The 25,865-nt window shown below is 36.8% G+C and carries 10 protein-coding genes and 1 pseudogene; 9 read left to right on the top strand and 2 right to left on the bottom strand.

What is annotated here, in order from left to right:
* Positions 1 to 220: 220 nt before the first annotated feature.
* Both KO473_RS02490 and KO473_RS02485 read left to right on the top strand, forming a co-directional pair.
* A complete protein-coding gene (locus KO473_RS02490) occupies positions 221 to 3,508 on the top strand; it encodes a TonB-dependent receptor (RefSeq protein ID WP_005776498.1) in 3,288 nt (1,095 codons plus the stop codon).
* A gap of 26 nt (positions 3,509 to 3,534) precedes the next feature.
* The gene (locus KO473_RS02485) at positions 3,535 to 5,172 is read left to right on the top strand and encodes a RagB/SusD family nutrient uptake outer membrane protein (protein ID WP_005809011.1); all 1,638 of its coding nucleotides are present in this window, start codon (positions 3,535 to 3,537) and stop codon (positions 5,170 to 5,172) included.
* Positions 5,173 to 5,527: 355 nt separating this feature from the next.
* Here the strand turns inward: KO473_RS02485 and KO473_RS02480 are convergent, their stop codons facing one another.
* A complete protein-coding gene (locus tag KO473_RS02480) occupies positions 5,528 to 6,778 on the bottom strand; it encodes an alpha/beta hydrolase family protein (RefSeq protein WP_005819517.1) in 1,251 nt (416 codons plus the stop codon).
* Between the two features lie 740 nt (positions 6,779 to 7,518).
* On the bottom strand, positions 7,519 to 8,841 hold the full coding sequence (locus KO473_RS02475) for an ATP-binding protein (protein WP_216035082.1): 1,323 nt from the start codon (positions 8,839 to 8,841) through the stop codon (positions 7,519 to 7,521).
* 478 nt (positions 8,842 to 9,319) lie between these two features.
* Here KO473_RS02475 and KO473_RS02470 point away from each other — a divergent pair, with 478 nt between their 5' ends.
* From KO473_RS02470 to KO473_RS02440, 7 genes and pseudogenes are all read left to right on the top strand, one after another.
* Complete coding sequence (locus KO473_RS02470; protein ID WP_216035081.1) at positions 9,320 to 12,607, top strand: TonB-dependent receptor; 3,288 nt, start codon at positions 9,320 to 9,322, stop codon at positions 12,605 to 12,607.
* A 28-nt stretch (positions 12,608 to 12,635) separates the two neighbouring features.
* A complete protein-coding gene (locus KO473_RS02465; protein WP_005786633.1) occupies positions 12,636 to 14,240 on the top strand; it encodes a RagB/SusD family nutrient uptake outer membrane protein in 1,605 nt (534 codons plus the stop codon).
* Positions 14,241 to 14,433: 193 nt separating this feature from the next.
* Positions 14,434 to 14,820 (top strand): annotated as a pseudogene (locus KO473_RS02460) (alpha-L-fucosidase C-terminal domain-containing protein); the annotation flags it as partial.
* Positions 14,821 to 15,389: 569 nt separating this feature from the next.
* The gene (locus tag KO473_RS02455) at positions 15,390 to 18,641 is read left to right on the top strand and encodes a TonB-dependent receptor (protein ID WP_216035080.1); all 3,252 of its coding nucleotides are present in this window, start codon (positions 15,390 to 15,392) and stop codon (positions 18,639 to 18,641) included.
* 25 nt (positions 18,642 to 18,666) lie between these two features.
* Positions 18,667 to 20,283 (top strand): RagB/SusD family nutrient uptake outer membrane protein, encoded by a 1,617-nt coding sequence (locus KO473_RS02450; protein ID WP_005776505.1) that lies wholly within the window; start codon positions 18,667 to 18,669, stop codon positions 20,281 to 20,283.
* 246 nt (positions 20,284 to 20,529) lie between these two features.
* On the top strand, positions 20,530 to 21,972 hold the full coding sequence (locus KO473_RS02445; protein WP_181996079.1) for an alpha-L-fucosidase: 1,443 nt from the start codon (positions 20,530 to 20,532) through the stop codon (positions 21,970 to 21,972).
* A gap of 568 nt (positions 21,973 to 22,540) precedes the next feature.
* Complete coding sequence (locus KO473_RS02440; protein WP_005819527.1) at positions 22,541 to 25,864, top strand: TonB-dependent receptor; 3,324 nt, start codon at positions 22,541 to 22,543, stop codon at positions 25,862 to 25,864.
* Position 25,865: the final 1 nt, after the last annotated feature.

The following is a 25,865-nucleotide window of genomic DNA, read 5'->3' as shown; positions in this document are numbered from 1 at the left end:
TGACTATTATGATACTGTCTTTTAATAGACTAAATATATGCATTATGTATTTGCATCTAATTTATAAATGTGATTATAAATAATTGATTAATAGTAATATAATGTTTCTCCCTATTTAATGCTTTGAGAGTAATAATGTGCTGGGGTTCCGATAGAACTTAGCAAACAGTTTTAAAAACACATATAAACATCTTTATTATTAACTCAAAAAGCAATACTTATGAAGAAAACCATCTTCTTGATTTTGTGCTTGTTATGTTCCATCGGAGCCATGGCACAAAAGAAATCAATCACAGGTGTGGTTACGGATGCTAGCGGTGAAACAGTCATCGGAGCAAGTGTTGTCGAGGTCGGTACCACCAATGGTGTAATAACTAACCTTGACGGCAAGTTTACGTTAATGGTCGATCCCAATGGAAAGATCAAAGTATCTTATGTTGGTTATCAGCCTCAAGTAATCGACGTAAAAGGCAAAAACTCTTTCAATATTAAGTTGAAAGAGGACTCTGAAATGCTGGATGAAGTGGTTGTTACCGGTTATGGCGGTAAACAGCTACGTACGAAGGTTACGAACTCTATTTCAAAAGTAAAAGAAGAATCGTTAAAAGTCGGTTTATTCTCTAATCCTGCACAGGCATTATCTGGGGCTGTTGCAGGTTTAAAGGTAACACAAGCTTCAGGTAGTCCGGGAGCAACTCCAACAATTGTATTGCGTGGGGGTACCAATCTTGACGGAACAGGATCTCCATTGGTTATGATTGATGGTCAGCTTCGAGATGGTTTGAATGATATTAATCCTGAGGATATTGAATCAATGGAAGTCTTAAAGGATGCAGGTGCTACCGCTTTGTATGGTGCACGTGCCAGTAATGGTGTTATATTGGTTACAACTAAAAATGGTAAAGCCGGTCATCGTGAAATAAACTTTAAAGCAAAATTAGGTCTTAACTATGTGAATAATCCATATGAATTCTTGGGAGGTGAGGATTATATCAACGTTTTGCGTACTACCTATGCTAAATCTGGCTATAAATGTTCTGATGGTGAATACGTGTCAATTGCTCCATTGGCTAATCTAACAGGTGCCTCGCCTTTTGGTACAGGGAATGTATTAGGTAAATCTGCTTGGAATATTATGGGAAAAACAGCAGATAATGCTTACTTGCTGCAGAAAGGCTGGAAGGAAATGGTTGATCCATTGGATCCTTCAAATATGATTATTTACAAAGATATTAATCCTGCCGATTATAATTTAAATAATCCTTCTTTCTCACAAGATTATAACATTAATATGTCAGGAGGAAATGATCGGGGGAATTATTATGCCGGTCTGGGGTATAACCGTCAGGAAGGTCTTCCAATCAGTACTTTCTATGAACGTTATAGTTTTGTATTAAATGCTAACTATAAAATAACAGATTGGCTGACAAGTACTTCCAATTTCAACTATAATCGAGCCAACTGGAAAAACATGCCGGGATCAAATGGAAGTGAAGGAAATTATTTTGGTCGTATCATGTCAACTCCTCCTACGGCTCGTTTTGAAGACGAAGATGGAAATCCGACTTTAGGTCCTAACGTTGCTGATGGAAATCAGGCTTTTCAACCTGAAAAATGGCAAAACTTTAATCAAACAGATAAATTTACCATGATTCAAGGATTTCAGATTGATATCATGAAGGGGTTGTTTATCAAAGGTACAGCAAACTGGTATTATTCAGAAGGCTTATATGAATCTTTCACTAAAGATTATATGGATAATATGTTGACTGAACACTACACTAAAACTCGCGAAAGTACCGCCAAGTTTGAACGTAACTTTGCGCAAACGTATAATGCAGTCCTGAACTTTACTCATACTTTTGCCAAAGATCATAATGTTAATTTAATGTTAGGTATGGAATATTATGATAACTACAAACGTGGATTTGAAGCAAAAGGAAGTGGTGCACCGACAGACGATTTCTCTGATCTGAGTTTAACAGATAAAGGAGAGGGAAAACGTACTATTAATTCCTGGCATGAACAATATCGTATTCTTTCATATTTCGGCCGTCTAAATTATGACTATAAGAGTAAATATCTTCTATCCGCAGTATTCCGTCAAGACGGTTATTCTTCTCTATTAGGTGATAACCGTTGGGGATTTTTCCCAGGTGTATCTGCCGGTTGGATTTTCGGTCAGGAGAATTTTATAAAAGATGCCATTCCGTTCTTGTCATTTGGTAAACTGCGTGCTAGTTATGGCGTTAATGGTAATGCTTCAGGCATTGGTGCCTACACTTTACAAGGTTCTTATAATACAGCAGTATATAATGGAAATACAGGTTTTCTAATTGGAACTTTACCTAATCCGGGATTGAGATGGGAAAAAACAAAAACAGCTGAAGTTGGTATGGATCTGAGTTTCTTTGAAAACCGTTTGAATGCAAACTTTACCTATTATAATCGTTTGACATCTGATAAGTATGCAGATTTCAGTTTACCATCAACAACCGGTTTTTCCTCTATCAAAAATAACAATGGAAAATTCCGAAACAGTGGTATTGAAATTGAACTATCTGGAAAAATTCTGAAAACAAAAGATTGGAGTTGGGAAGCATCCGCAAATATCTCATTTAATAAGAATAAAGTAGTTGCATTACCAGAAAACGGTCTGGAACTCAATCGTCAAGGTGGACAACAAATCTATACAGGAGAAAAGTTCACTAATGAAAAAGGTGAAATAGAGTATGCAAAAAAATGGGTTGGCGGCTATCAGGAAGGGAAAGAGCCGGGAGTAATGGTCGTTTATAAATCAGAAGGAATTTATCGTAGTTGGGATGAGATTCCCGGGGACTTGGTTATTACCTCCGGTAATTATTTTGGTAAAAAAATGTATGGTCCTGAAGCATGGAAAAAACTAACCAAAGAACAACAAAAAAGTGCTTTGCCTATTATGCCGGGTGACATGAAATGGAAAGATATTAATGAAGATGGAATCATTGACTCTTATGATCAAGTCGTAGCAGGTAATACAACTCCCCACTGGATCGGTGGCTTCAACACTACTTTACGCTGGAAAAATTTCCAACTTTATGGTCGTTTTGACTTTGCTTTGGACTATTGGATCTATGACCACACTTTACCTGAGATATTCTTAGCTTGTGCTCAAGGTACTTATAATACAACTAAAGAGGTATTCAATACTTGGTCAGAAGAGAATCCTAATGCAAAATATCCCCGTTATGCATATGCAGACGTCTTAACGAATGCTAATTATGCACGAAATTCAACTATGTTTGCTTACAAGGGAAACTATTTAGCTATCAGGGAAATTTCTTTGAGTTATTCACTTCCTAAAGCATGGGCAAACAAAGCATATTGCCAAAAAGTAGATGTGTCAATCACCGGTCAAAATCTGGGATATATAACTTCTGCCAATGTAGCAACACCTGAGGTTTCTAATGCGGGTTCAGGCTATGCATTGCCGAGAACTCTCTTATTTGGACTTAATGTAACATTTTAAGTAATTAATTACTAAATAGAATAAATATGAAAAGAATAAAATCTACAATATTATATAGCCTACTGGCAGCTTCTTCCGGAGTACTTTGTACTTCTTGTGCCGATAAATTAGATCTTTCCCCGATTGATTACTATGGGAGTGGTTCATATTGGAAAACAGAAGCACACGTAATAGGATATATGGATGGTATACATAAGCATTTACGTGATGCGGCCTTTCAGCATACTTTTATTTGGGGAGAAGCCCGTGGTGGTGCTTTAATAAGTTCCGGTACTAGTGCCGATGGCATGGGTATGTTATATGGTGACATAAAATTACAGAATTTTGACGAAGACCATACTGGAGGCATTAATAAATTTGGTGATATTTTTGGGCGGTTGACTAATATAAACCTCTTTATCGCCAGAGTAACGGATGCCACCTATATGGACGATACCAAAAAAGGATATTACCTTGGACAAGCTTATGGTTTAAGAGCCTTTTACTATTTCGATTTGTATCGCACTTATGGTGGTGTACCTTTACGTCTCTCTGCAGATGTAGTAGAAGGAGTTATTGACCCCAATAAACTATACATGGCGCGTGCTACTCCCAAAGAAGTCATGGATCAAATAAAAAAAGACTTGGATAAATCCATGGAGTATTTTGGTGATAATAACTCATTTGATCCAAATAATCGTGGAAATAAAAAGGGATATTGGTCCAAAGCCGCTACTGAGTGCTTGATGGGTGAGGTTTATCTTTGGATTTCCAAGGTATCTACTGGAGATGATTCTGCGAATGAATCGAATCTGGGAATAGCAAAAACACATTTGCAAAACGTCTTGAGCAATTATGGACTGAAAATGTTAGATGACTTTTCATCAGTATTCGATGCCAAAAATGGAAAAGGAAATTCTGAAATCATATTTGCAGTTAGATATGCAGAAGGTGAGGCCACTAATAACAATAATTTGTTCACCTATGCAATGGCTACTGGAAGTACTAAAGATAATTATTTAGCTAATGGTGAAAAATTTCTTGATGCATTGAATATTGCCAATACAGGTAGTCAGCAGTTGGAATATAAACATGAAATTTATAATAGTTTTGATGTAACAGATACGCGGCGTGAAGCTACATTTATTGCTTCGTATAATAAAAATGTTGAGACAAATGAGCTGACCTTAAGAGGAACGCATGTTCGTAAAAACATTGGTTATGTGAATGCTCAGGGAAGCCGTATCTATTGTGGTGATTATATTATTTATCGCTTGCCACTTGTCTATTTAATGCTTGCCGAAATTGAGAATATGCAAGGAGGAAATGTTGCTCAATATATTAATATTGTTCGTAAACGTGCTTATGGCACTAATTGGAATGAGGCAATATACGGATATAAAAACTCTGATTATACAACAAATGAATTAGCGATTCTTCATGAAAAAGATAAAGAGTTCATTCAAGAGGGACAGCGTTGGTGGGATATTCGTCGCATGACATTGACTAAAGGAGGAAAACATCTCGTTTTTTGTAAAGAGGGAAGCATTGGAACAGATACGCCTACTTTAGACGAAACAACTGAGGCTCATAAAGTGCTTTGGCCGGTTGACAAAACCTTATTGGGTAATGATCCTTTGATTTATCAAACTCCGGGGTATGCTACTTATAAAAAACAAGAATAGGTATTATTAAATACGATTAATCTTAATTGCCAACATGCCGTGTACTTTGTTTAGTATACGGCATGTCTTTTGTCCGTCCATTAAGACGAGACAGAGCTCGATAACTATCTATCTGCATAAAGGTAGATTCCGTTTATCCGTCCTCTGATTTGAATAATGACAAACTGAAACAGGCGAAATATCCCACTTTGGTGGAGTATTACAGTAAATTGTATCATAGATAAAGAATCGCCATGTACCGAACAGTATACATGGTGATATGAGAGGGCGGATAACAAAATTCTTTTCTTCCTGTTTTTGTTTTCCGTCTCCTCAATTAAAATTGATTGTTTATTTAGGTTTCAATTACTACATTTCATCTTTCTTCCAATAATTCTCTCAACCATGGTACAACCAGTTCTGATTTAAAATAATGATTGGGACCATCTACATTTACCATTCGAAAATATTCATTACGATCCAGTCCTTCAGGTAAGTGTTTTACATTTTTTCGTGTATTTGGATCTGCGAATTTCTTATAATGATATACTTTCACGTTATCGGGAGCGCCTGCTATAGCATACGCTTTTCTTACAAGATTCAAGTCTCTATCTAATCCCCCTTCAGTCAGTATGATAGGACGGGGTGCCAAAGCTGCTACAATGTCTGGAAAATTGAAATTTTTCCAAAAATCAGGTATTAAATGACGTATGGAATTAGGGAATGGACGGCGTCCGTTTTTATCAGGCATAGTTATCACTTCCGCCCGTTCTTGAGTTTGACATAAGAAATCATTGTAAACAAAAGCATAAATTGAAGTATCAAGCGTACCCAATACCATCATAGGTTCGGTTCCCAAAGAAAATCCACTTACTACAATGCGATCTTTATGAATATGATCCTGGGTCTTCATCCAGTTTAAAACCTGCATATCCAAATATGAAGCGTATCCCAAATAGCTCCATCCCAATTCTAAAAGATGGCGAGATACAACATCGTAATCATAATTAGAGCCCAAAGTATATCTCTCCAGGTCTGAGGCTTCTCCGGCAGCCGGGTTATCTACTGCTACCGCTATATATCCTTCTTTTACAAAGTTGAGGGCTTGGGTCAGTTTCGGATCTTTGTACCGGTCGTCCAATTGGGGAGTTATCCCCGGTTCACCTGCAAGTCCCTCCTTATTTCCTCCGGAACCGGGAATACATAAAATGGCAGGTACGGGTTTATTTATATTATCAGGTATTAAAACAAGAAAAGTAGAAACGCATTCAGGAAGCGGATAAAATTCCCATTTTTCTAATCGATAACCTTCCCGCTGTTCTCTTTTTATACAAACAGGAGCAGGAGAATTTTTTATTTGAGGAAATTTCATTATTTCTTCCATCGCATGGCGAAGTCCTTTTTGCCATTTTCGAAATTGTTTGGGAGAGAAGTCATCATGAAAAGCATAACATGGCTTAGTATTTCTGAGCATAGCGTGCACTACACCATAAGAGCTTAAAAATCGCCCGTCCTCACGTGCAGACGTGATTAAATTATGATCCTTAGGAGACCAGCCATCGGACTGAGCATATAGGCTGCCATTAAAAAACAGTGATATTCCAATTATTAAAAAAATATTTTTCATGTGATTTAAATTTTATAGATTTTACAAATATAGTTTTATTTTTTGATATGCTCCTTTTAATTGCTGAAATATACAATTGGACATATAGTAAGTGACAGTATAAGATATGATGCAAAAAGATAGTATTTTATTTGTTTGAGAATCCTGTAATATTATCTCCTATCCTACAAATAGAAGATAATATGAATAAATTGAGGAATAATATACTGTATTGGCAAAAGTAATGTATATAAATTCATTACTGCTACCGGAAGATATTAACTGGCTAAAATCAGAATGTTAACTTTGTGTTTTCAAGAAGTTAACTTCGTACAGATACGAAATTAATTTCTTGAAAACAAGTTGTTAGTTCTCTGTCAACAGACGGTCTAAATCACTGCTAAGAGTGTGAAAATAATCTTTTATATGTTCTATTTGACAATGAAATTAAGAAAAAAGAAATATGTGGCTATGTTCCTTTTTTGAAATATCTCTATGCAAAAGTAAATCGTAAGTCGGTAAAAATATGCTTTTTGATCGTAGAATCGTGATTTCACTTTTCCTTTGATTTGATAAAACGGTTCAGATTTTGTTTTTTCTATTTCGGTTCCGGTCATCCCTCTGATTAGCACGATGTAGAGACATCAAGAAATACAAAATGTCAGATCTGTACCAATATATCAAATTGATAAAAGGGGGATTCAAAAAACAGGCTGCTCAATTGAGATACTTTTATCATTTTACTAATGAACATTTATCTACTACATATCCTCTAATGATAAACAGACTGTATTTATTTGGTATTTAGCCAAAACTTTATTCTCTAAGTGCTCCACTTTCTTTTGGAAAAGTTCTGGCTTGAAATTCTTTTTTTGACGTTTGACTTCTGCTACAATTGCACTTTTGTTATCTAAATAAATAGCTACAATGTCAATTTCGTTTTGATTGCCTTTGGGCTCCCACCACGAACCAATAAGACGGAACTCATAACTTTCAGCATATTTTTGCTTAAAATACTGTTCCAGGATTTTTCCTGAATATGTCGGATAGTCAGCTTTTATTAATTTTCGTAAGCCAACAAAATTTTTTATTTCAATGAGTGAACGATTTCTATCGAAATAATTAAACCAGAAATGAATAAAGTTATCGCATATTTCATATCTGACAGTTTGAGAACCCTCTTTAGAAAAGACAGGACGTTGGCGTACTACTATGTTATAATCTTCAATTAATCGCTTTAGATAACCGCCCAGACTCTTTTCGCCAAGTAGTGCTTCTATTTCCGTCTGAGTATTATACCCGCCAGAGATGGCGCTCAGGATTGAGAAGTAAGTACCGTAATTCTTGCCGAATTCCTCTATTAATAAATTTTTTCCTTCATCTGTAAAGGGCGAGTTGTCTCTGACCATGAAATCAATCATTTCATCAACGGTTAACACTCTGTTATCACAAAATAATTCGACGTATTTAGGAACTCCACCAGAAAATGAGTATAATGCCAATAAATCATCATTTGTATATTGGGGATGATAGTCTTTCATGATCTTCTTTAATACATTCAGACTAAAAGCAGAAAGTTTTATAATGTTGTCAGCACGGCCAAAAAGCGGCTCCTTTTCATTATGAAAAATCTTTTCCATTAAAGAATAAATAGAGCCACTCACAACGAAATTCATGTGGGTTTTTTGTCTATACTGATCCCAGATATCTTGTATATCACTATAAATTGCCTTATTGATATTATAGAATTCTTGGAACTCATCTATAACCAAATTGAATGATTGTCTAGTAGCAGCTTCCATTATATACCGAAAGAGGGATTTGAAAGTCGATATTTCTTCTGGTACATAAATATCAAGTGCCTGGGAAACTAAGGTTATGAATTCCCGACATAGAGATGCTTCATTTTTTCTCCCCACAAACAAATAGATAGTAGGAGTTTTTTCAAAGGCTCTCATAATAAGACTTGTCTTACCTATCCTTCTTCTTCCGGTAACTACTGTTAGACGAGAGTTCTCTCCAAAAGATAATTCTTGTATCCTTTGTAATTCAGCTAATTCATTCTCTCTATTGTAAAATTTCATATTCTTTGTTTATTTAGTCCTTACTTTGTAACGGGGGTTACTGTAACCGCGGTTACAAAGATAACTCTATTTCTATTATTTCAAGTACAATGTTTCATAAGATTCCTCTGGCAATTTGTATAATAATGTTAATAGCTAATTGTGCTCTTTTCGATATGCCAATTTATATATGTCAACTATTTTAAACTAACGTCTTGTCTATTATGATATAAGTTAATTATGAAGATTATATTTATAATATAACCTTATTTGTTTGTCATTTATACCCTTATGCTACCGCTAATATTTATAAATAATGGGTCTATTTTTTTCTTTTTTATAATTATGTGAATTATTTAAATTGCTGTATGTTAGCTGTTTATTAAATGTGCTTATTATTCCATTTCTCCACATTTGGGTTACCGTCCCGATAGAACTTAGCAAACAGTTTTAAAAACACATATAAACATCTTTATTATTAACTCAAAAAGCAATACTTATGAAGAAAACCATCTTCTTGATTTTGTGCTTGTTATGTTCCATCGGAGCCATGGCACAAAAGAAATCAATCACAGGTGTGGTTACGGATGCTAGCGGTGAAACAGTCATCGGAGCAAGTGTTGTCGAGGTCGGTACCACCAATGGTGTAATAACTAACCTTGACGGCAAGTTTACGTTAATGGTCGATCCCAATGGAAAGATCAAAGTATCTTATGTTGGTTATCAGCCTCAAGTAATCGACATAAAAGGCAAAAATTCTTTTAATATTAAGTTGAAAGAAGACTCTGAAATGCTGGATGAAGTGGTAGTCACAGGATATTCCGGAACACAGCTTCGTTCTAAAGTAACTAACTCCATCTCTAAAGTAAAAGAGGAAGCTTTGACAACAGGTTTGTTCTCTAATCCAGCTCAGGCTTTATCTGGAGCGGTGTCAGGACTGAAAGTTATTCAAAGTTCCGGTAATCCAGGAGCAGCACCAACTATTATTCTTCGTGGAGGAACTAATCTGGATGGCACAGGTTCCCCCTTGGTAATTGTAGACGGCCAACTTCGTGACGGACTAAATGACATTAATCCTGAGGACATTGAGTCCATGGATGTACTTAAGGATGCCGGTGCGACTGCACTTTATGGTGCGCGGGCCAGTAATGGTGTAATACTTGTAACAACTAAAAAGGGTAAACAAGGTTTTCGTGAGATAAACTTTAAAGCTAAAGTTGGTCTGAATTACGCATATACTCCTTATGACTTTCTTAATGGTGGAGAATATATCAAAGCGTTAAGACAAGCTGTTTATGATGCAGGTAATTTATTTGTTGATAAAGCCGGTAATACAAAGGGATACGGTGTTTATGCGAATGGTGCTCTTGACGGTGCACAGCCTTATGGTACAGGTAATGTATATGGTAAATCAGCATATAGTACAATGTATTTAAATGATGAAAACTCGTGGTTGCTTCAAAAGGGATGGAAGACGGTAGTTGATCCTATTACTGGAAAAGATATTATTTATAAAGATACCAATCTGGATAAATATAATCTAAACAATCCGGCATTATCACAAGATTATAACATAAATATGTCTGGTGGGAATGATCGTGGAAGTTATTATGCAGGTATCGGATATAACCGTCAGGAAGGTATACCTATTAATACATTTTATGAACGTTACTCATTTGTGACAAATGCAAGTTATAAAATAGCAGATTGGCTAACAAGTACATCATCGTTAAACTATAACCGCGCTAATTGGGAAAGTATGCCTGGTTCCAATGGATCAGAAGCAAATTATTTTGGTCGTATTCGTTCGTTACCTTCTACTGTGATTTTTGAGGACGAAGAAGGAAATATGGTGTTAGGTCCAGGTACGGCAGATGGAAATCAGTCTTACCAACCGGATAAATGGTGGCAAGATTTACAGTCTGATAAATTCACAATGATACAGTCGTTTAAGATTGATTTGTTGAAAAACTTATCGGTTAATTTGAATGCAAATTGGTATTACTCAGAAGATTTACAGGAAAAATTCACAAAAGACTACGAAAAGAATCCTGGGAATTATGATAGAACCCGTTCAAGTTCAATGCAGTATACCCGTGATTTTAGACAGACCTACAATGCGGTATTAAACTATAAACAGACATTCTTTAAAGACCATAATGTCGAATTGATGCTTGGAACAGAATACTATGATAAGTATTATCGTCAATTTAAAGCTTCAGGACAAGGTGCGGCAACAGATGATTTGCCAGACCTTGGTTTAACTGATCCAGGAGCAAACAAACGTTCTATTGATTCAGAACATAAAAAATTGAGAATTTTATCTTTCTTCGGACGTCTGAATTATGATTATAAATCAAAATATCTGTTATCAGCAGTATTCCGTCGTGACGGTTATTCCTCTTTGCTAGGCGATAATCGTTGGGGATTTTTCCCAGGTGTATCTGCCGGATGGATTTTCGGTCGTGAAGATTTCATCAAAAATACGATTCCGGTAATGTCATTTGGTAAGTTGCGTATGAGTTATGGTATTAATGGTAATGCATCAGGGATTGGTGAATACGATTTGCAAGGAGCTTATGGACCTACCACTAACTATAATGGAAATTTGGCATATCTTATCAGTAAACTTCCGAATCCGAGTTTAAGATGGGAAAAGACTGCTACCTTTGAAGCTGGTATTGATATGAGCTTCTTCGATAATCGTTTGACTACTAATTTTACATTCTATAATCGTTTGACATCCGACAAATATGCTAGTTTGAGTTTTCCTACTTCAACGGGATTCTCTTCTGTGACTAATAACAATGGTGAACTGCGTAACCGCGGTCTTGAAATTGAATTGTCCGGTAAGATTTTTGAGAATAAAGATTGGTCATGGTCTGCATCTGGTAATATTTCATATAATAAAAATACAATTGTTTCATTACCAGATAATGGACTTGAAAGAAATCGGCAAGATGCTTATGAAATTTATTCTGGTAAAGGTAACGAAAAAATGTGGGTAGATGGTTATCAGGAAGGTCGTGAACCCAACATGCTTTATCTTTATAAAGCAGATGGTATTTACAAATCATATAATGAAATTCCTGGTAATCTGATTGTAAAACATATGGGGTCAGTAACTTACTATGGTCCAGAAGCTTGGAATAAACTTAGTGCGGAGGAACAAGATGCTAAAAAGAATTTTCCGATCCAGCCTGGTGATGTAAAATGGCATGATGTAAATGGCGATGGCACCATCGATCAATTCGATCAAGTAAAAGTAGGAAATATGAATCCACATTGGATGGGTGGTTTCAATACAACTCTTTCATGGAAAGGACTGAAACTATATGCTCGTTTCGACTTTGCACTTGATTTCTGGGTGTATGAAAACTCAGATCAGAGTAAGACACCATGGTATATGGGATGTATGCAAGGTTCGTATAATGTACCTACTTTATACTATGATACATGGTCAGAATCAAACCCAGATGCTAAATACCCTCGTTTCTTATACGCAGATCAATTGGGTAAGAATAACTACAATACTCCATCAACCTTGTTTGCTTACAAAGGGAACTATTTAGCTGTACGTGAACTGTCACTGAGTTATGCTCTTCCTCAGAAGTGGGCGAGTGCTGCCAAAATGCAACGTGCTGAAGTGTCCATAACTGGACAGAACCTGGGATATATTACAGGAGCAAAGAATGTTTCATCACCAGAAACTGGAGCTAACGGAAAAGTAGGTTCAGGATATGCATTGCCTCGTACGGTGTTATTTGGTGTGAATCTGACTTTCTAAATTTACAAACCTTTAAAAGAATGATTATATGAACATCTTTAAAATAATGATACGATTAGGAGTTTTGGCAGTTACTGTCTGCTTGTACAGTGCTTGTGATTCACTCGATTTGGCACCTATTGACTCTTATGGTACAGGAAACTATTGGAAAAGACCAGAACATGTGCAGGCCTATATGGATGGATTGCATAAAAATCTCCGTGATAAGATTTTTCAGCATCAATATACTTTTGGAGAATCAAGAGGCGGCACAAGTATCGTGGGAACTGCTGTAGACGGTACTTCTCTATCATATGGTGAATTGGTCACTCAACAATTAACCCCACAAAGTTCGGGAGTAAGCAAATTTGGAGAACTTTACGGAATGATAGCTAATGTAAATATCTTCTTACAAAACACAAAGGATGCAACTTATATGACCGAAGACGAAAAAAGTTACTACCTAGGTCAGGCTTATGGTTTGCGTGCTTACTATTACTTTGATTTATACAGGATATATGGAACTGCCCCTTTGCGTTTGGATCCTAATCCGGTCGTTAATGGGAACTTTAATCCGGAAGAGTTGTATGCAGGACGTGCAAGTGGATCCACTCTGATGGGACAGATAAAATCAGACTTGACTGAGTCCCTGAAGTATTTTGGTGATAATAACTCTTTTGATCCTTACAACAGAGGTAATAAAAAGGCTTATTGGTCCAAAGCAGCTACAGAATATCTGGCAGCAGAAGTTTATCTGTGGAATGCAAAGGTATCAATTGATGATAACAAAGCAAATGAAACTGATTTGCAAATAGCAAAAACACATCTTAATAATTTGATGAGTAATTATAACTTAACGTTACAACCATCTTATAGTAGTGTTTTTGATGTAACTAATAAAGGTAATTCTGAAATTATTATGGCTGTTAGATATGCTGAGGGGGAAGCTAGTAATAGCTATACTACCTACATATATAATTTTCAAACAGGAAACTTTAAGACTGTAGGTTATAATGATGAAAACGGAAAACTTATGGGAGATACTTTGAAAGTTGGTACAACCGGGCAACAGCGCATTGAATACAAATCACAGTTCTTCCTTGCGTATGATAAAATAGATACTCGTCGGGATGCTTCGTTCTTAAGTGCTTATCACAAAGAAACGAATAAACTACAAGGCACCATATTTAAAAAGATTATGGGACATTTCAATCAAACAACCAATCAATATGTATGGGATGCTGATGCTGTATTATATCGTTTGGCAGGTGTATATCTGATGATGGCTGAGGTTGAAAATATGCAAGGAGGAGATGTTGCTAAATACATTAATTTTGTTCGTGAACGTGCCTATGGCAAGGCTTGGGATAAGGCTAAATATGGTTATGAGAATGCTGATTTCACAACTAATGAATTAGCGATTCTTCACGAAAAAGATAAAGAAATGCTTGGTGAAGGACAGCGCTGGTGGGATGTATTACGTATGACCCTAACTAAAGGCGGAAAGCCACTGGTGTTCTGTACAGAAGGAAGCGTAGACGGCACTCCTATTTTGAATGAGGCTACTGAAGCATATAAAGTACTTTGGCCTATTGAAACTGAAATGCTAAATAAAGATCCCAAGTTGGAGCAAACTCCAGGGTATGTTAAATAGAAATTATTCGATATACTGGAGAAAGATTTTCTCAGATATTTAAAAGTGGCATGGGACTTATTTCTGTATTACCAGGGATAAGTCCCATTATTGTAAAAATGAAGGTTTGTTTTTTATTTTATATTTATCTTCCAATAGCAAACTAATTATTCTTTCTGGAAATTGTATCCAATAATTAATAATAAAAGTCATACGTGCTTGGAACCGTTCATGCCAATGGACTAAGGGTAACAGGGAGTGGAAATCAAAAGAAAAGCATTATGTCAGTGGAGATGCTATATTGAAACAGACAGTCGATCCGGAGCCCGGATATGCGGTAAAAGAAGTTTTTTTCACCCCAAAGGGAGAAAACGTATACGCTATTTTATCTCAATATCCTAAAAATAAAATTGTGTTGAAAAACGTTCAAACAAGGAATAAGACTAAGATTGCTTTATTAGGATCAGATAAAAAAGTTCTTTGGAAACAAAAAGGTAATGATCTTGAAATCACAATGCCTTCTCTGTACGCAGATGAATTACCTTGTGATTATGCATGGGTTCTTAAATTGGACAATATAGAAAATAAAAAAGATCGATAGGTATATTGTATAAAACCGATTAGTTTCTTTTTTGTTGCACGAGCATGCTGCACAAATTGAAAAGGCAGTATCTGAGTATCTTTCTGTGTACTTGGGTACTGCCTTAAATATAAACTCTATGAAGCTTTTTCTTTAAATAATTATCTCTATAAGTATAGCTGAATTTATTTTCCTTCAAGTATCCGTCACTTAATACTATAAAATGTTAATAGTGACATTGCTTTTTCTATTGTGTTAAAATGTATATATTGTAAATAATTATCAATATTATTTCTAATGACTTTCTTTTTCCCCTGTTCTTGTCCGCAGTAATGTTTATATTGCATTTTTATAACATTTATCTGTTGTTTTATACCATTAGTCTACCGTCCGAAAAAAGTTATTTTCTCACTTATATTAGCCTTTTGGGGCTTAAAAAACAAATTGTATATCTCTGTATATCAGCTTCTTTTCTGCTTACTCTCTTTCTCTTCTCCTTCCATTTTCCGCCTACCGTCCCGATAGAACTTAGCAAACAGTTTTAAAAACACATATAAACATCTTTATTATTAACTCAAAAAGCAATACTTATGAAGAAAACCATCTTCTTGATTTTGTGCTTGTTATGTTCCATCGGAGCCATGGCGCAAAAGAAATCAATCACAGGTGTGGTTACGGATGCTACCGGTGAAACAGTCATCGGAGCAAGTGTTGTCGAGGTCGGTACCACCAATGGTGTAATTACCGATATTGACGGAAAATTTACGATCTCGGTAAATCCGAATGGGAAGATTAAGGTCTCCTATGTTGGCTATCAGCCTCAAACGATCGATGTGAAAGGCAAAAACTCTTTTAATATCAAGTTAAAAGAGGACTCTGAAATGTTAGCTGAAGTTGTTGTCACAGGTTATGGAGGTAAGCAGCTTCGCTCGAAAGTAACTAGCTCTATTACCAAAGTGAATGAGGAGGCATTAAAAGTAGGCGTTTTCTCAAATCCGGCCCAAGCATTATCCGGTGCGGTGGCTGGTCTAAAAGTGACACAGAGTTCCGGTAATCCTGGCAGCACCCCAAGTATTGTACTACGTGGTGGCACTGATTGGGACGGAAGCGGTGCACCTTTAGTCATGGTTGACGGACAATTACGAAGTGCTCTAAGCGATATAAATCCTGAGGATATTGAATCTATGGAAGTTCTGAAAGACGCTGGTGCCACCGCTTTGTATGGTGCACGTGCCAGTAATGGTGTTATCTTGATTACAACCAAAACAGGAAAAGCGGGACATCGTGAAATCAATTTCAAAGCAAAGGTGGGGCTAAATTATGTCAATAACCCTTATGAGTTTTTAGGTGCTAAAGATTTTATTACAGCTCTGCGCACAGCATATAATACAACTCCATGGGCTAATAAATCGTCACTTAATACTGCTTCCGCATATGGTACAGGTAATAAATATGGCGATGACTTAGTCTGGAATTTGCTGGTTAAAAACAAAGAGAACGAATTTCTGTTAAATAAAGGCTGGCAACAGATGCAAGATCCTATAAATTCGTCTGTTACCCTTCTTTATAAAGATATCAAACCTTCAGATTATAACTTAAATAATCCATCTATTACTCAAGACTATAACATAAACATGTCTGGCGGTAACGATAAAGGAGCATACTATGCTGGATTGGGTTACAACAAATCTGAAGGGCTCCCCATTTCTTCATTTTATGAACGATATAGCTTTGTGTTCAATGGCAATTACAAGGTAGCTGATTGGATAACAGCCAGCTCGAACTTCAATTATAACCGTGCTAACTGGCGCTCTATGCCTGGTTCTCAAGGTGATGAGGGTAATTATTTCGGTCGAATTATGTCTTTGCCTCCTACGGTTCGTTATGAAGATGAAGATGGAAATCCGGTTTTAGGTCCCAATTCGAGTGATGGAAATCAGTCTTATCAGCCTGACAAATGGCTAATAGACAATCAGACTGATAAGTTTACGATGATTCAGTCTCTGGAAATTAAGCCAATGAAAAACCTAACTATTAAAGGAAATGCTAACTGGTATTATTCAGAAGGCGTATATGAAAGTTTTACAAAAGATTATGAGACTGCTCCCGGGAAATTTGAAACATCAAGAAGCACTTCTGCAAAGTTTGAGCGGGACTTTTCTCAAACCTATAATGTCGTTGTGAATTACAATAATACGTTCGCGAAAAACCATTATGTTGACATCATGTTAGGTTCGGAGTATTATGACAAAAAGACAAAGGGATTCAGTGCTTCCGGTTCGGGTGCGCCGACTGATGATTTTGGGGACTTGGGCTTGACAAGCTCGGATAAAGGGAAGCGGGGAATTGATTCCTGGCACAGTCAATATCGTATTCTCTCTTACTTTGGACGTTTGAATTATGATTATCTGGGAAAATACTTACTGTCAGGAGTATTTCGTTATGATGGATATTCTTCTCTGCTGGGAAATAATCGTTGGGGCTTTTTCCCCGGTGTTTCAGCGGGTTGGGTCTTCGGAAAGGAAGATTTCATTAAAAGTGCCATTCCGGATCTTTCATTTGGTAAGTTGCGTGCCAGCTATGGTGTGAATGGTAATGCTACAGGCATTGGAGCCTATACTTTACAAGGATCCTATAACTCTCAGAAGTATAATGGAAATGTAGGGTACCTAATTGGCTCTCTTCCCAATCCAGGACTAAAATGGGAGAAAACAAGAACAGCTGAAGTGGGGTTGGATTTGAGTTTTTTCGATAATCGTTTAAACGCAAACTTCACTTATTACAATCGTTTGACCATGGATAAGTATGCCGATTTAAGTTTACCTACGACTACTGGTTTCTCTTCGGTAAAAAATAATAATGGGGATTTTCGTAACAGCGGTCTCGAAATAGAGTTGTCCGGTACACTCCTTAAGCTAAAGGATTGGACATGGAAAATGGGAGGAAACATTTCATATAATAAAAATAAGGTTGTTTCTTTACCTAATAATGGGCAGCCTAAAAATCGTATAGATGGACAGCAAATCTACACAGGGCGTAAAATTATGGACGAAAAAGGGAATCTGGTAGATGAGATCGTTTTCGTTGGAGGTAAACAGGAAGGGCAAGAGCCTGGTATCTTAGTTGGGTATAAAGCAGAAGGTATTTATAAAAGCTGGGACGAAATTCCTGGAGATTTAGTAGTTAAAACAGGCAATTATCAAGGTAAATATCAATATGGGCCTAAAGCTTATGCAGCTTTATCGGATGCTGAAAAAGCGAAAGCTCTCCAGATCGAACCGGGTGATATGAAATGGAAAGATATTAATGGAGATGGGCAAATTGATTCTTATGATCAGATTGTAATTGGTAATACGACTCCTCGTTGGTTTGGTGGTTTTAATACAACTTTGAGTTGGAAAGGTTTGACCCTATATGGGCGCTTTGATTTTGGTTTGGATTATTGGATTTATGATAATACAACACCTTGGTTCTTAGGATGTATGCAAGGTGGATATAATACTACAACCGATGTATTCAATACTTGGTCTGAAGAAAATCCAAATGCCAAGTATCCAAGATATGTATGGGCTGACCAGTTAGGCACTGCAAATTATTATCGTACTTCAACCATGTTTGCTTATAAAGGTAACTATTTGGCAATCCGCGAGATATCACTATCCTATTCTTTGCCTGAGGCAATTGCCCGCAAGCTGTATTGCCAGAAACTGGATGTATCGGTTACAGGTCAGAACTTGGGATACATAACTTCTGCTAATGTAGCAAGCCCCGAAGTTTCAAAGGCGGGCTCCGGTTATGCATTGCCACGTACATTGCTTTTCGGTATTAATGTTACATTTTAATAACTCATAATTAATAAACAAGCATATGAAAAATATAAAATCTATTATTATATCTGGTGTTCTATTAGCCACTTCGGGGCTTATGGCTACTTCGTGTAGTGATTTATTAGACTTATCTCCAATTGATTATTATGGTAGTGGTTCATATTGGACTACGGAGGCTCAAGTTACAGGTTATATGGATGGTATTCATAAGCATATACGTGATGTGGCTGGACAGCATATTTTCACATTTGGAGAAATGAGAGGCGGCATTTATAAAAGTGGCAATGCTTCTGATGGTAATGCGCTAAATGGCGGTAGCATTATACTGCAGAATTTTGATAAAAACAATACTGGAGTAACAAACTTTGGAGGCCACTATGGACGTTTGGCTAATATCAATTTGTTTATCGATCGGGTAAGCAAGGCCGATTATGTGGATGAAGCGAAGAAGAAATTCTATTTGGGACAAGCTTATGGTTTACGTGCCTTTATTTATTTTGAGCTTTATCGTATTTACGGGGGGGTGCCTTTACGACTTGACGTGGAAGTAATTGATGGAGTACTTGACCCTAATAAACTGTATATGGCGCGTGCTACTCCCAAGCAAGTTATGACGCAAATAAAGAAAGACTTGGATTTGTCGATAGAGAACTTTGGAAGTGTAACAAATTTTGATCCGTATAACCGCGGTAAGAAAGTATATTGGTCCAAAGCCGCTACCGAATGTTTGATGGGTGAAGTGTATTTATGGACCTCAAAAGTCACCACAGGTGACAATGAGGCCAATATAGCTGATTTGCAAGTAGCTAAATCACATCTGGAGAGTGTAGCTAATAACTATGGTTTAAAGTTGCTGGACAATTTTGCGAATGTATTTGAAGCCAAGTCCCACAAAGGTAATGATGAAATCATATTCGCTATCCGCTATGCAGAAGGAGAAGCTACAAACGGCAATAACAATTATGTATATATGAATCAAGGTGAAATTGATAAAGCTGGTTATCGTGCTGACGGTTCTAAATGGGATGACCCGTTTGATGCCAAAAAAGGCGGAGCGCAATGGTATGAATATATTCCAGAACTTTTTCAGCTATTTGATGTGAAGGATACACGCCGTGATGCGACTTTCATGGCATCATATAAGAAAGATTCCGAAAACAATCTGGCTCTGTGGGGAACCCATGTTTGCAAGAATATAGGTTATATCAACGCAGAGGGTAACCGTGTTTATTGTGGTGATTATGTTTTTTATCGTTTACCGTGGGTTTATCTTTCATTAGCTGAAATTGCCAATATGGAAGGTGATAATGCCAGCGTAGAAAAATATATTAATTTAGTTCGTAAACGTGCATATGCAAAGAATTGGGATGAAAATGTATATGCTTATAAAGCTGCTGATTTTACACAAAATGAATTAGCTATTTTACACGAGAAAGATAAAGAGTTTGTCCAAGAAGGACAACGGTGGTGGGATGTATTACGCATGACTCTGACCAAAGGTGGAAAACATTTAGTTTTCTGCAAAGAAGCCAATTTAAAGAATAATGGTCAGCCTATTTTGAATGAAGCTACAGAGGCTTATAAAGTGCTGTGGCCGATAGAACAGAAAATGCTTGATAAGGATCCGGAAATTAAGCAAACTCCCGGATATAAATAATGTTTTTTCTGGAAATTGTATTTAATGATTGATAGTAAAAGTCATATTTATTAGTTAGGTTTATGACTTCTCAGTGTAATGACATATCGGGAGATATGTCATTACTAATAAATAATAATTGAATATTTTCAAAATATGATTAATTTTGTTAATATTGCATTGGATTTTTAATTTTATATTTAATAAACAGGTTATATGAAAAAAAAATGGTTATTTCTGTTTTGTTTATTAGTTGCTATTTCCTCAATGGCTCAAAACAGCTATCAACCGAACTGGGAGTCGCTTGATAAACGTCCGGTTCCGGCATGGTTTGAAAATGCCAAATTTGGTATTTTCATTCATTGGGGATTATATTCAGTTCCGGCATGGTCTCCCAAAGGTACGTATTCAGAATGGTATAAATATTGGCTTGACAAGAAAACGCTAATGGGTAATGGTGATTTTAAAGGTACGGAAGTATATGATTATCATGTAGAAATGTATGGACGGGATTTCACCTATGCCGATTTCGCTCCTATGTTCAGAGCTCTCAGCTATAATCCCGATGAATGGGCTAAACTATTTGAGCGTTCTGGTGCAAAGTATGTAGTATTAACAACAAAACATCATGACGGATTTGCGTTATGGCCAAGTAAAGAAGCCTCTTCCAGTTATGGACGCCCATGGAATAGCATGGAGATAGGAGCGCATCGTGACTTGGTAGGAGAATATGTAGATGCATTACGGAAAACAGACATTAAAGTTGGATGCTATTTTTCTTTAAGGGAATGGGACAATCCACTTTATAATAAAGAGACAATGGATTTGTTTTATGAACGGCACTTCTTTCCTCAGTTAAAAGATTTGGTGAACCGTTATAAGCCCGATTTGATATGGTCTGACGGTCCAGATCAACTGAATGATAAGCAGTGGCAAGCTGAAAGAACATTAGCTTGGTTGTATTCAGAATCTCCGGTAAAAGACAGCATCGTGGTCAATGATCGCTGGGCCAATAACACCGGCAGAAAACATGGTGACTATTATACACGAGAATATAGCAGCACTAACAGTACTTTTGATAAGCCATGGGAAGAGTGCCGTGGAATTGGCCTCTCTTTTGGATATAATCAGAATGAAGATTTGGAAGATTACACTTCACCGAAAGCATTAATATTAACGCTTGCAAACATAGTTAGCCAAGGTGGAAACTTACTATTGGATATTGGTCCGAACGCTAATGGCAAAATTCCTCCTATAATGCAGGAACGCTTGTTGCAGATAGGTAAATGGCTGCAGGTAAACGGAGAAGCGATTTATGGGACACGCGCTTGGAACCGTTCATGCCAATGGACTAAGGGTAACAGGGAGTGGAAATCAAAAGAGAAGCATTACGTCAGTGGAGATGCTATATTGAAACAGACAGTCGATCCGGAGCCCGGATATGCGATAAAAGAAGTTTTTTTCACCCAAAAGGGAGAAAACGTATACGCTATTTTACCTCAATATCCTAAAAATAAAATTGTGTTGAAAAACGTTCAAACAAGGAATAAGACTAAGATTGCTTTATTAGGATCAGATAAGAAAGTCCTTTGGAAACAAAAAGGTAATGATCTTGAAATCACAATGCCTTCTCTGTACGCAGATGAATTACCTTGTGATTATGCATGGGTTCTTAAATTGAACAATTTAGAAAATAAAGAAGATCGATAGGTATATTATATAAAATCGATTAGTTTCTTTTTTGTTGCGCGAGCATGCTGCACAAATTGAAAAGGCAGTATCTGAGTATCTTTCTGTATACTTGGGTACTGCCTTAAATATAAACTCTATGAAGCTTTTTCTTTAAATAATTATCTCTATAAGTATAGCTGAATTTGTTTTCCTTCAAGTACCCATCAGTTAGTACTATAAAATGTTAATAGTGGCATTGCTTTTCTATTGTGTTAAAATATATATATTATAAATAATTATCAATGTTTTTTCTAATGGCTTTCTTTTTCCACTGTTTTTGTCCGCAGTGATGTTTATATTGCATTTTTATAACATTTATCTGTTGTTTTATACCATTGGTCTACCGCCCGAAAAAAGTTATTTTTTTACTTATATTAGCCTTTTGGGTCTTTAAAAATAAACTGTATATCACTGTATATCAGTTTGTTTTCTGCTTACTCTCTTTCTTTTCTCTTTCCATTTTTCGCCTACCGTCCCGATAGAACTTAGTAAACAGTTTTAAAAACACATATAAACATCTTTATTATTAACTCAAAAAGCAATACTTATGAAGAAAACCATCTTCTTGATTTTGTGCTTGTTATGTTCCATCGGAGCCATGGCACAAAAGAAATCAATCACAGGTGTGGTTACGGATGCTAGCGGTGAAACAGTCATCGGAGCAAGTGTTGTCGAGGTAGGTACCACCAATGGTGTAATAACTAACCTTGACGGCAAGTTTACGTTAATGGTCGATCCCAATGGAAAGATCAAAGTATCTTATGTTGGTTATCAGCCTCAAACGATCGATGTAAAGGGCAGAAATTCTTTTAATATTAAGTTGAAGGAAGATTCTGAAATGCTGGATGAAGTGGTCGTAACAGGTTATGGCGGTAAACAATTGCGTTCTAAAGTGACTAACTCCATTGCCAAAGTAAAAGAGGAAACTTTAAAACAAGGTATGTTTACTAATCCGGCTCAAGCTCTTTCTGGTGCTGTAGCAGGTTTGTCAGTAAGTCAGACTTCGGGTAATCCGGGTAGTGCTCCAACTTTAGTACTCCGTGGTGGTACGAACTTTGATGGTTCCGGTTCTCCACTGATCTTAATTGACGGTCAGGTACGCTCTTCGCTGAGTGATATTAATCCGGATGATATTGAATCAATGGAGGTGTTGAAAGATGCCGGTGCAACTGCTATTTACGGTGCACGTGCTAATGATGGTGTAGTACTTGTAACAACAAAACGTGGTAAGGCGGGTAGAGCAGAGGTAAATCTAAAAGCAAAGTTTGGCTTGAACTACTTCAAGGATTCTTATAACTTTATGAATGCCGGTGATTACCTTTATTGGATGCGTACTGCTTATATGAATGCGTACGTTAGAGACATGAAACACCCGGACGGTGCTAATGTGAAAGGATGGTCTTCTCTAAGCGGATTGACTACTGCAACTCCTTATGGAACAGGTAATTTATATTTTGACAAGGATGGTGTAACGCCATTAGACGGAAATAAAACAAGTTCTGCTATTTGGAGTCCGATGATCTATTCAGACAATCTATCTTTTCTGCTCAATCAAGGATGGCAGACTATGATTGACCCGGTATATGGAGATAAAATTATTTATAAAAACACAGACATTGCCGATTTTAATATAAACACACCTTCATTCTCTCAGGATTATAACTTAAGCGTAAGCGGTGGTAATGATAAAGGAAGTTATTATGCCGGCTTGGGCTACAATAAGAGTGAGGGTACAGCAGTTGGTAACTGGTATCAACGAATTACTTTTACTTTTAATGCTGATTATAAACTTAAGGAATGGTTAACTTCTAATTCAAGTTTCAATTTTGCAGATGCGACCTGGAACGGACTTCCTGCATCGCAAACAGCTGAGGCTAACTATTTCTCACGCTGTCTTTCATTACCTCCTACTTTCCGTGGTTATAATGCAGATGGAGATATGCTATTAGGACCGAACTCCGGTGATGGTAACCAACAATACAATTTTAAGCAATTCGTTCGTGATAATAATACGGATAAGTTTACGATGAATCAATCTTTCACAATTGATTTCATGAAAGGTCTCTCATTGAAATTAGGAGCCATTTGGTATTATTCCGAAGAAAAAACAGAAGCTTTTAATAAAGACTATTTGAGCTCTCCGGGTAACTTGATTACATCTCACGCCACCTCTGCTTCATATAGCCGTACTTTAGACCAAACATATAATGCCGTATTGAACTATAATTATCAGATCAATAAGGACAACTTCTTGGATGCAATGGTTGGTTTTGAATACTATGATTCATACGGCAAAGGATTCAGTGCTTCTGGTTCCGGAGCTCCCACCGATGATTTTATGGATTTGGAATACACCTCAAAAGAGGAAGGAATGCGTTCTATAGACTCTTCACACTCTCGTCAACGTATTATGTCATTCTTTGGACGTGTTAATTATGACTACCAATCTAAGTATCTGCTTTCTTTGGTTTTAAGACGTGACGGATATTCAAAACTCGCTAAAGAAAACCGTTGGGGAGTATTTCCGGGCGTATCAGCGGGTTGGGTGTTCAGCAAAGAAGAATTTATGGAAAACACAGCATCTATTCTTTCATTCGGTAAATTACGTGCCAGCTTTGGTTTAAATGGTAATGTAAACAAGAACTTTGTTGGAAATTATACAGTTCAGGGAGCTTATGGCAGTAATCGCTATAATGGTTCAACCGGTTTCTTGTTAAGCAGCATTCCTAACCCATATCTGATGTGGGAAAAATCAAGAACCTTTGAAATTGGTTTGGATATGGGTTTTCTGGAAAATCGCATCAATGCTAACTTGACATATTACAACCGTTTGACTAGTGATAAATATGCTAATATCACAGTACCGTCCACTTCAGGTGTAAGTTCTGTTACTTCAAACAATGGTGAGTTCCAGAATCAAGGATTTGAATTTGAATTAGGATTCCGGATCATTGATTCCAAAGACTGGAAGTGGAACTTGAACTGGAATGGTGCTTTGAACAAAAACAAGGTTGTTTCTTTGCCGGACAATGGACTTGAAAGAAATCGTCAAAGTGCTTATCAGGTTTATACTGGAAACGGAGATGAAAAAATGTGGGTTGGTGGATATCAGGAAGGTCAACGTCCGGGCGATCTATACATGTTTGTGGCAGAAGGACTTTATAAATCTCAAGACGAAATCCCGACTAACTTGATTGACTTGACAACAGGTAATAACGGTTCAAGTGGCCGTCCTCTTTATGGTGGAACAGAAGGTTACAATAAATTAACAGATTCTCAAAAAGCCAATGCCCTTCCGATTCAGCCGGGTGACGTGAAATGGAAAGATGTAAATGGTGATGGAGTTATTGATAATTATGACATGGTGAAAATTGGGAATACTGTTCCTAAATGGACAGGAGGTATCAATACTACTGTAAGCTGGAAGGACCTTACCTTGTCTGCACGTTTCGACTATGCATTGGGATTCACCGCAGTGGACTGGAAAACAATGTGGATCATGGCATGTGCTCAAGGTACTTATAATACCATTGAGGAGACCAAAAATACATGGACCCCAGAAAATCCGAATGCTAAATATCCAACTTATGTATGGGCCGATCAATTGGGTAAACGTAATTATTGCCGTAGCTCATCCATGTTTGCCTATAATGGAAACTATTTGGCATTGCGTGAACTCTCACTATCCTATAAATTACCATCTGTATGGGCGCAGAAGGCTAAATTGAGCAATGTGGAACTTTCTATTACAGGTCAGAACTTAGGCTATTTGACAGAAGCAAAACACCTATTCTCACCGGAAAAAGCAGATAATAATGGAGGATATCCATTACCTCGTACAGTGATTTTTGGTATTAATGTTTCTTTCTAAA

The organism is Bacteroides sp. HF-4919 (genome assembly GCF_018860125.1).
This window is presented reverse-complemented; position numbering and strand designations above follow the sequence as displayed.

Coding starts and splice junctions, on each gene's coding strand:
- KO473_RS02490 (WP_005776498.1), top strand. CDS start 221: ATGAAGAAAACCATCTTCTTGATTTTGTGCTTGTTATGTTCCATCGGA.
- KO473_RS02485 (WP_005809011.1), top strand. CDS start 3,535: ATGAAAAGAATAAAATCTACAATATTATATAGCCTACTGGCAGCTTCT.
- KO473_RS02480 (WP_005819517.1), bottom strand. CDS start 6,778: ATGAAAAATATTTTTTTAATAATTGGAATATCACTGTTTTTTAATGGC.
- KO473_RS02475 (WP_216035082.1), bottom strand. CDS start 8,841: ATGAAATTTTACAATAGAGAGAATGAATTAGCTGAATTACAAAGGATA.
- KO473_RS02470 (WP_216035081.1), top strand. CDS start 9,320: ATGAAGAAAACCATCTTCTTGATTTTGTGCTTGTTATGTTCCATCGGA.
- KO473_RS02465 (WP_005786633.1), top strand. CDS start 12,636: ATGAACATCTTTAAAATAATGATACGATTAGGAGTTTTGGCAGTTACT.
- KO473_RS02455 (WP_216035080.1), top strand. CDS start 15,390: ATGAAGAAAACCATCTTCTTGATTTTGTGCTTGTTATGTTCCATCGGA.
- KO473_RS02450 (WP_005776505.1), top strand. CDS start 18,667: ATGAAAAATATAAAATCTATTATTATATCTGGTGTTCTATTAGCCACT.
- KO473_RS02445 (WP_181996079.1), top strand. CDS start 20,530: ATGGCTCAAAACAGCTATCAACCGAACTGGGAGTCGCTTGATAAACGT.
- KO473_RS02440 (WP_005819527.1), top strand. CDS start 22,541: ATGAAGAAAACCATCTTCTTGATTTTGTGCTTGTTATGTTCCATCGGA.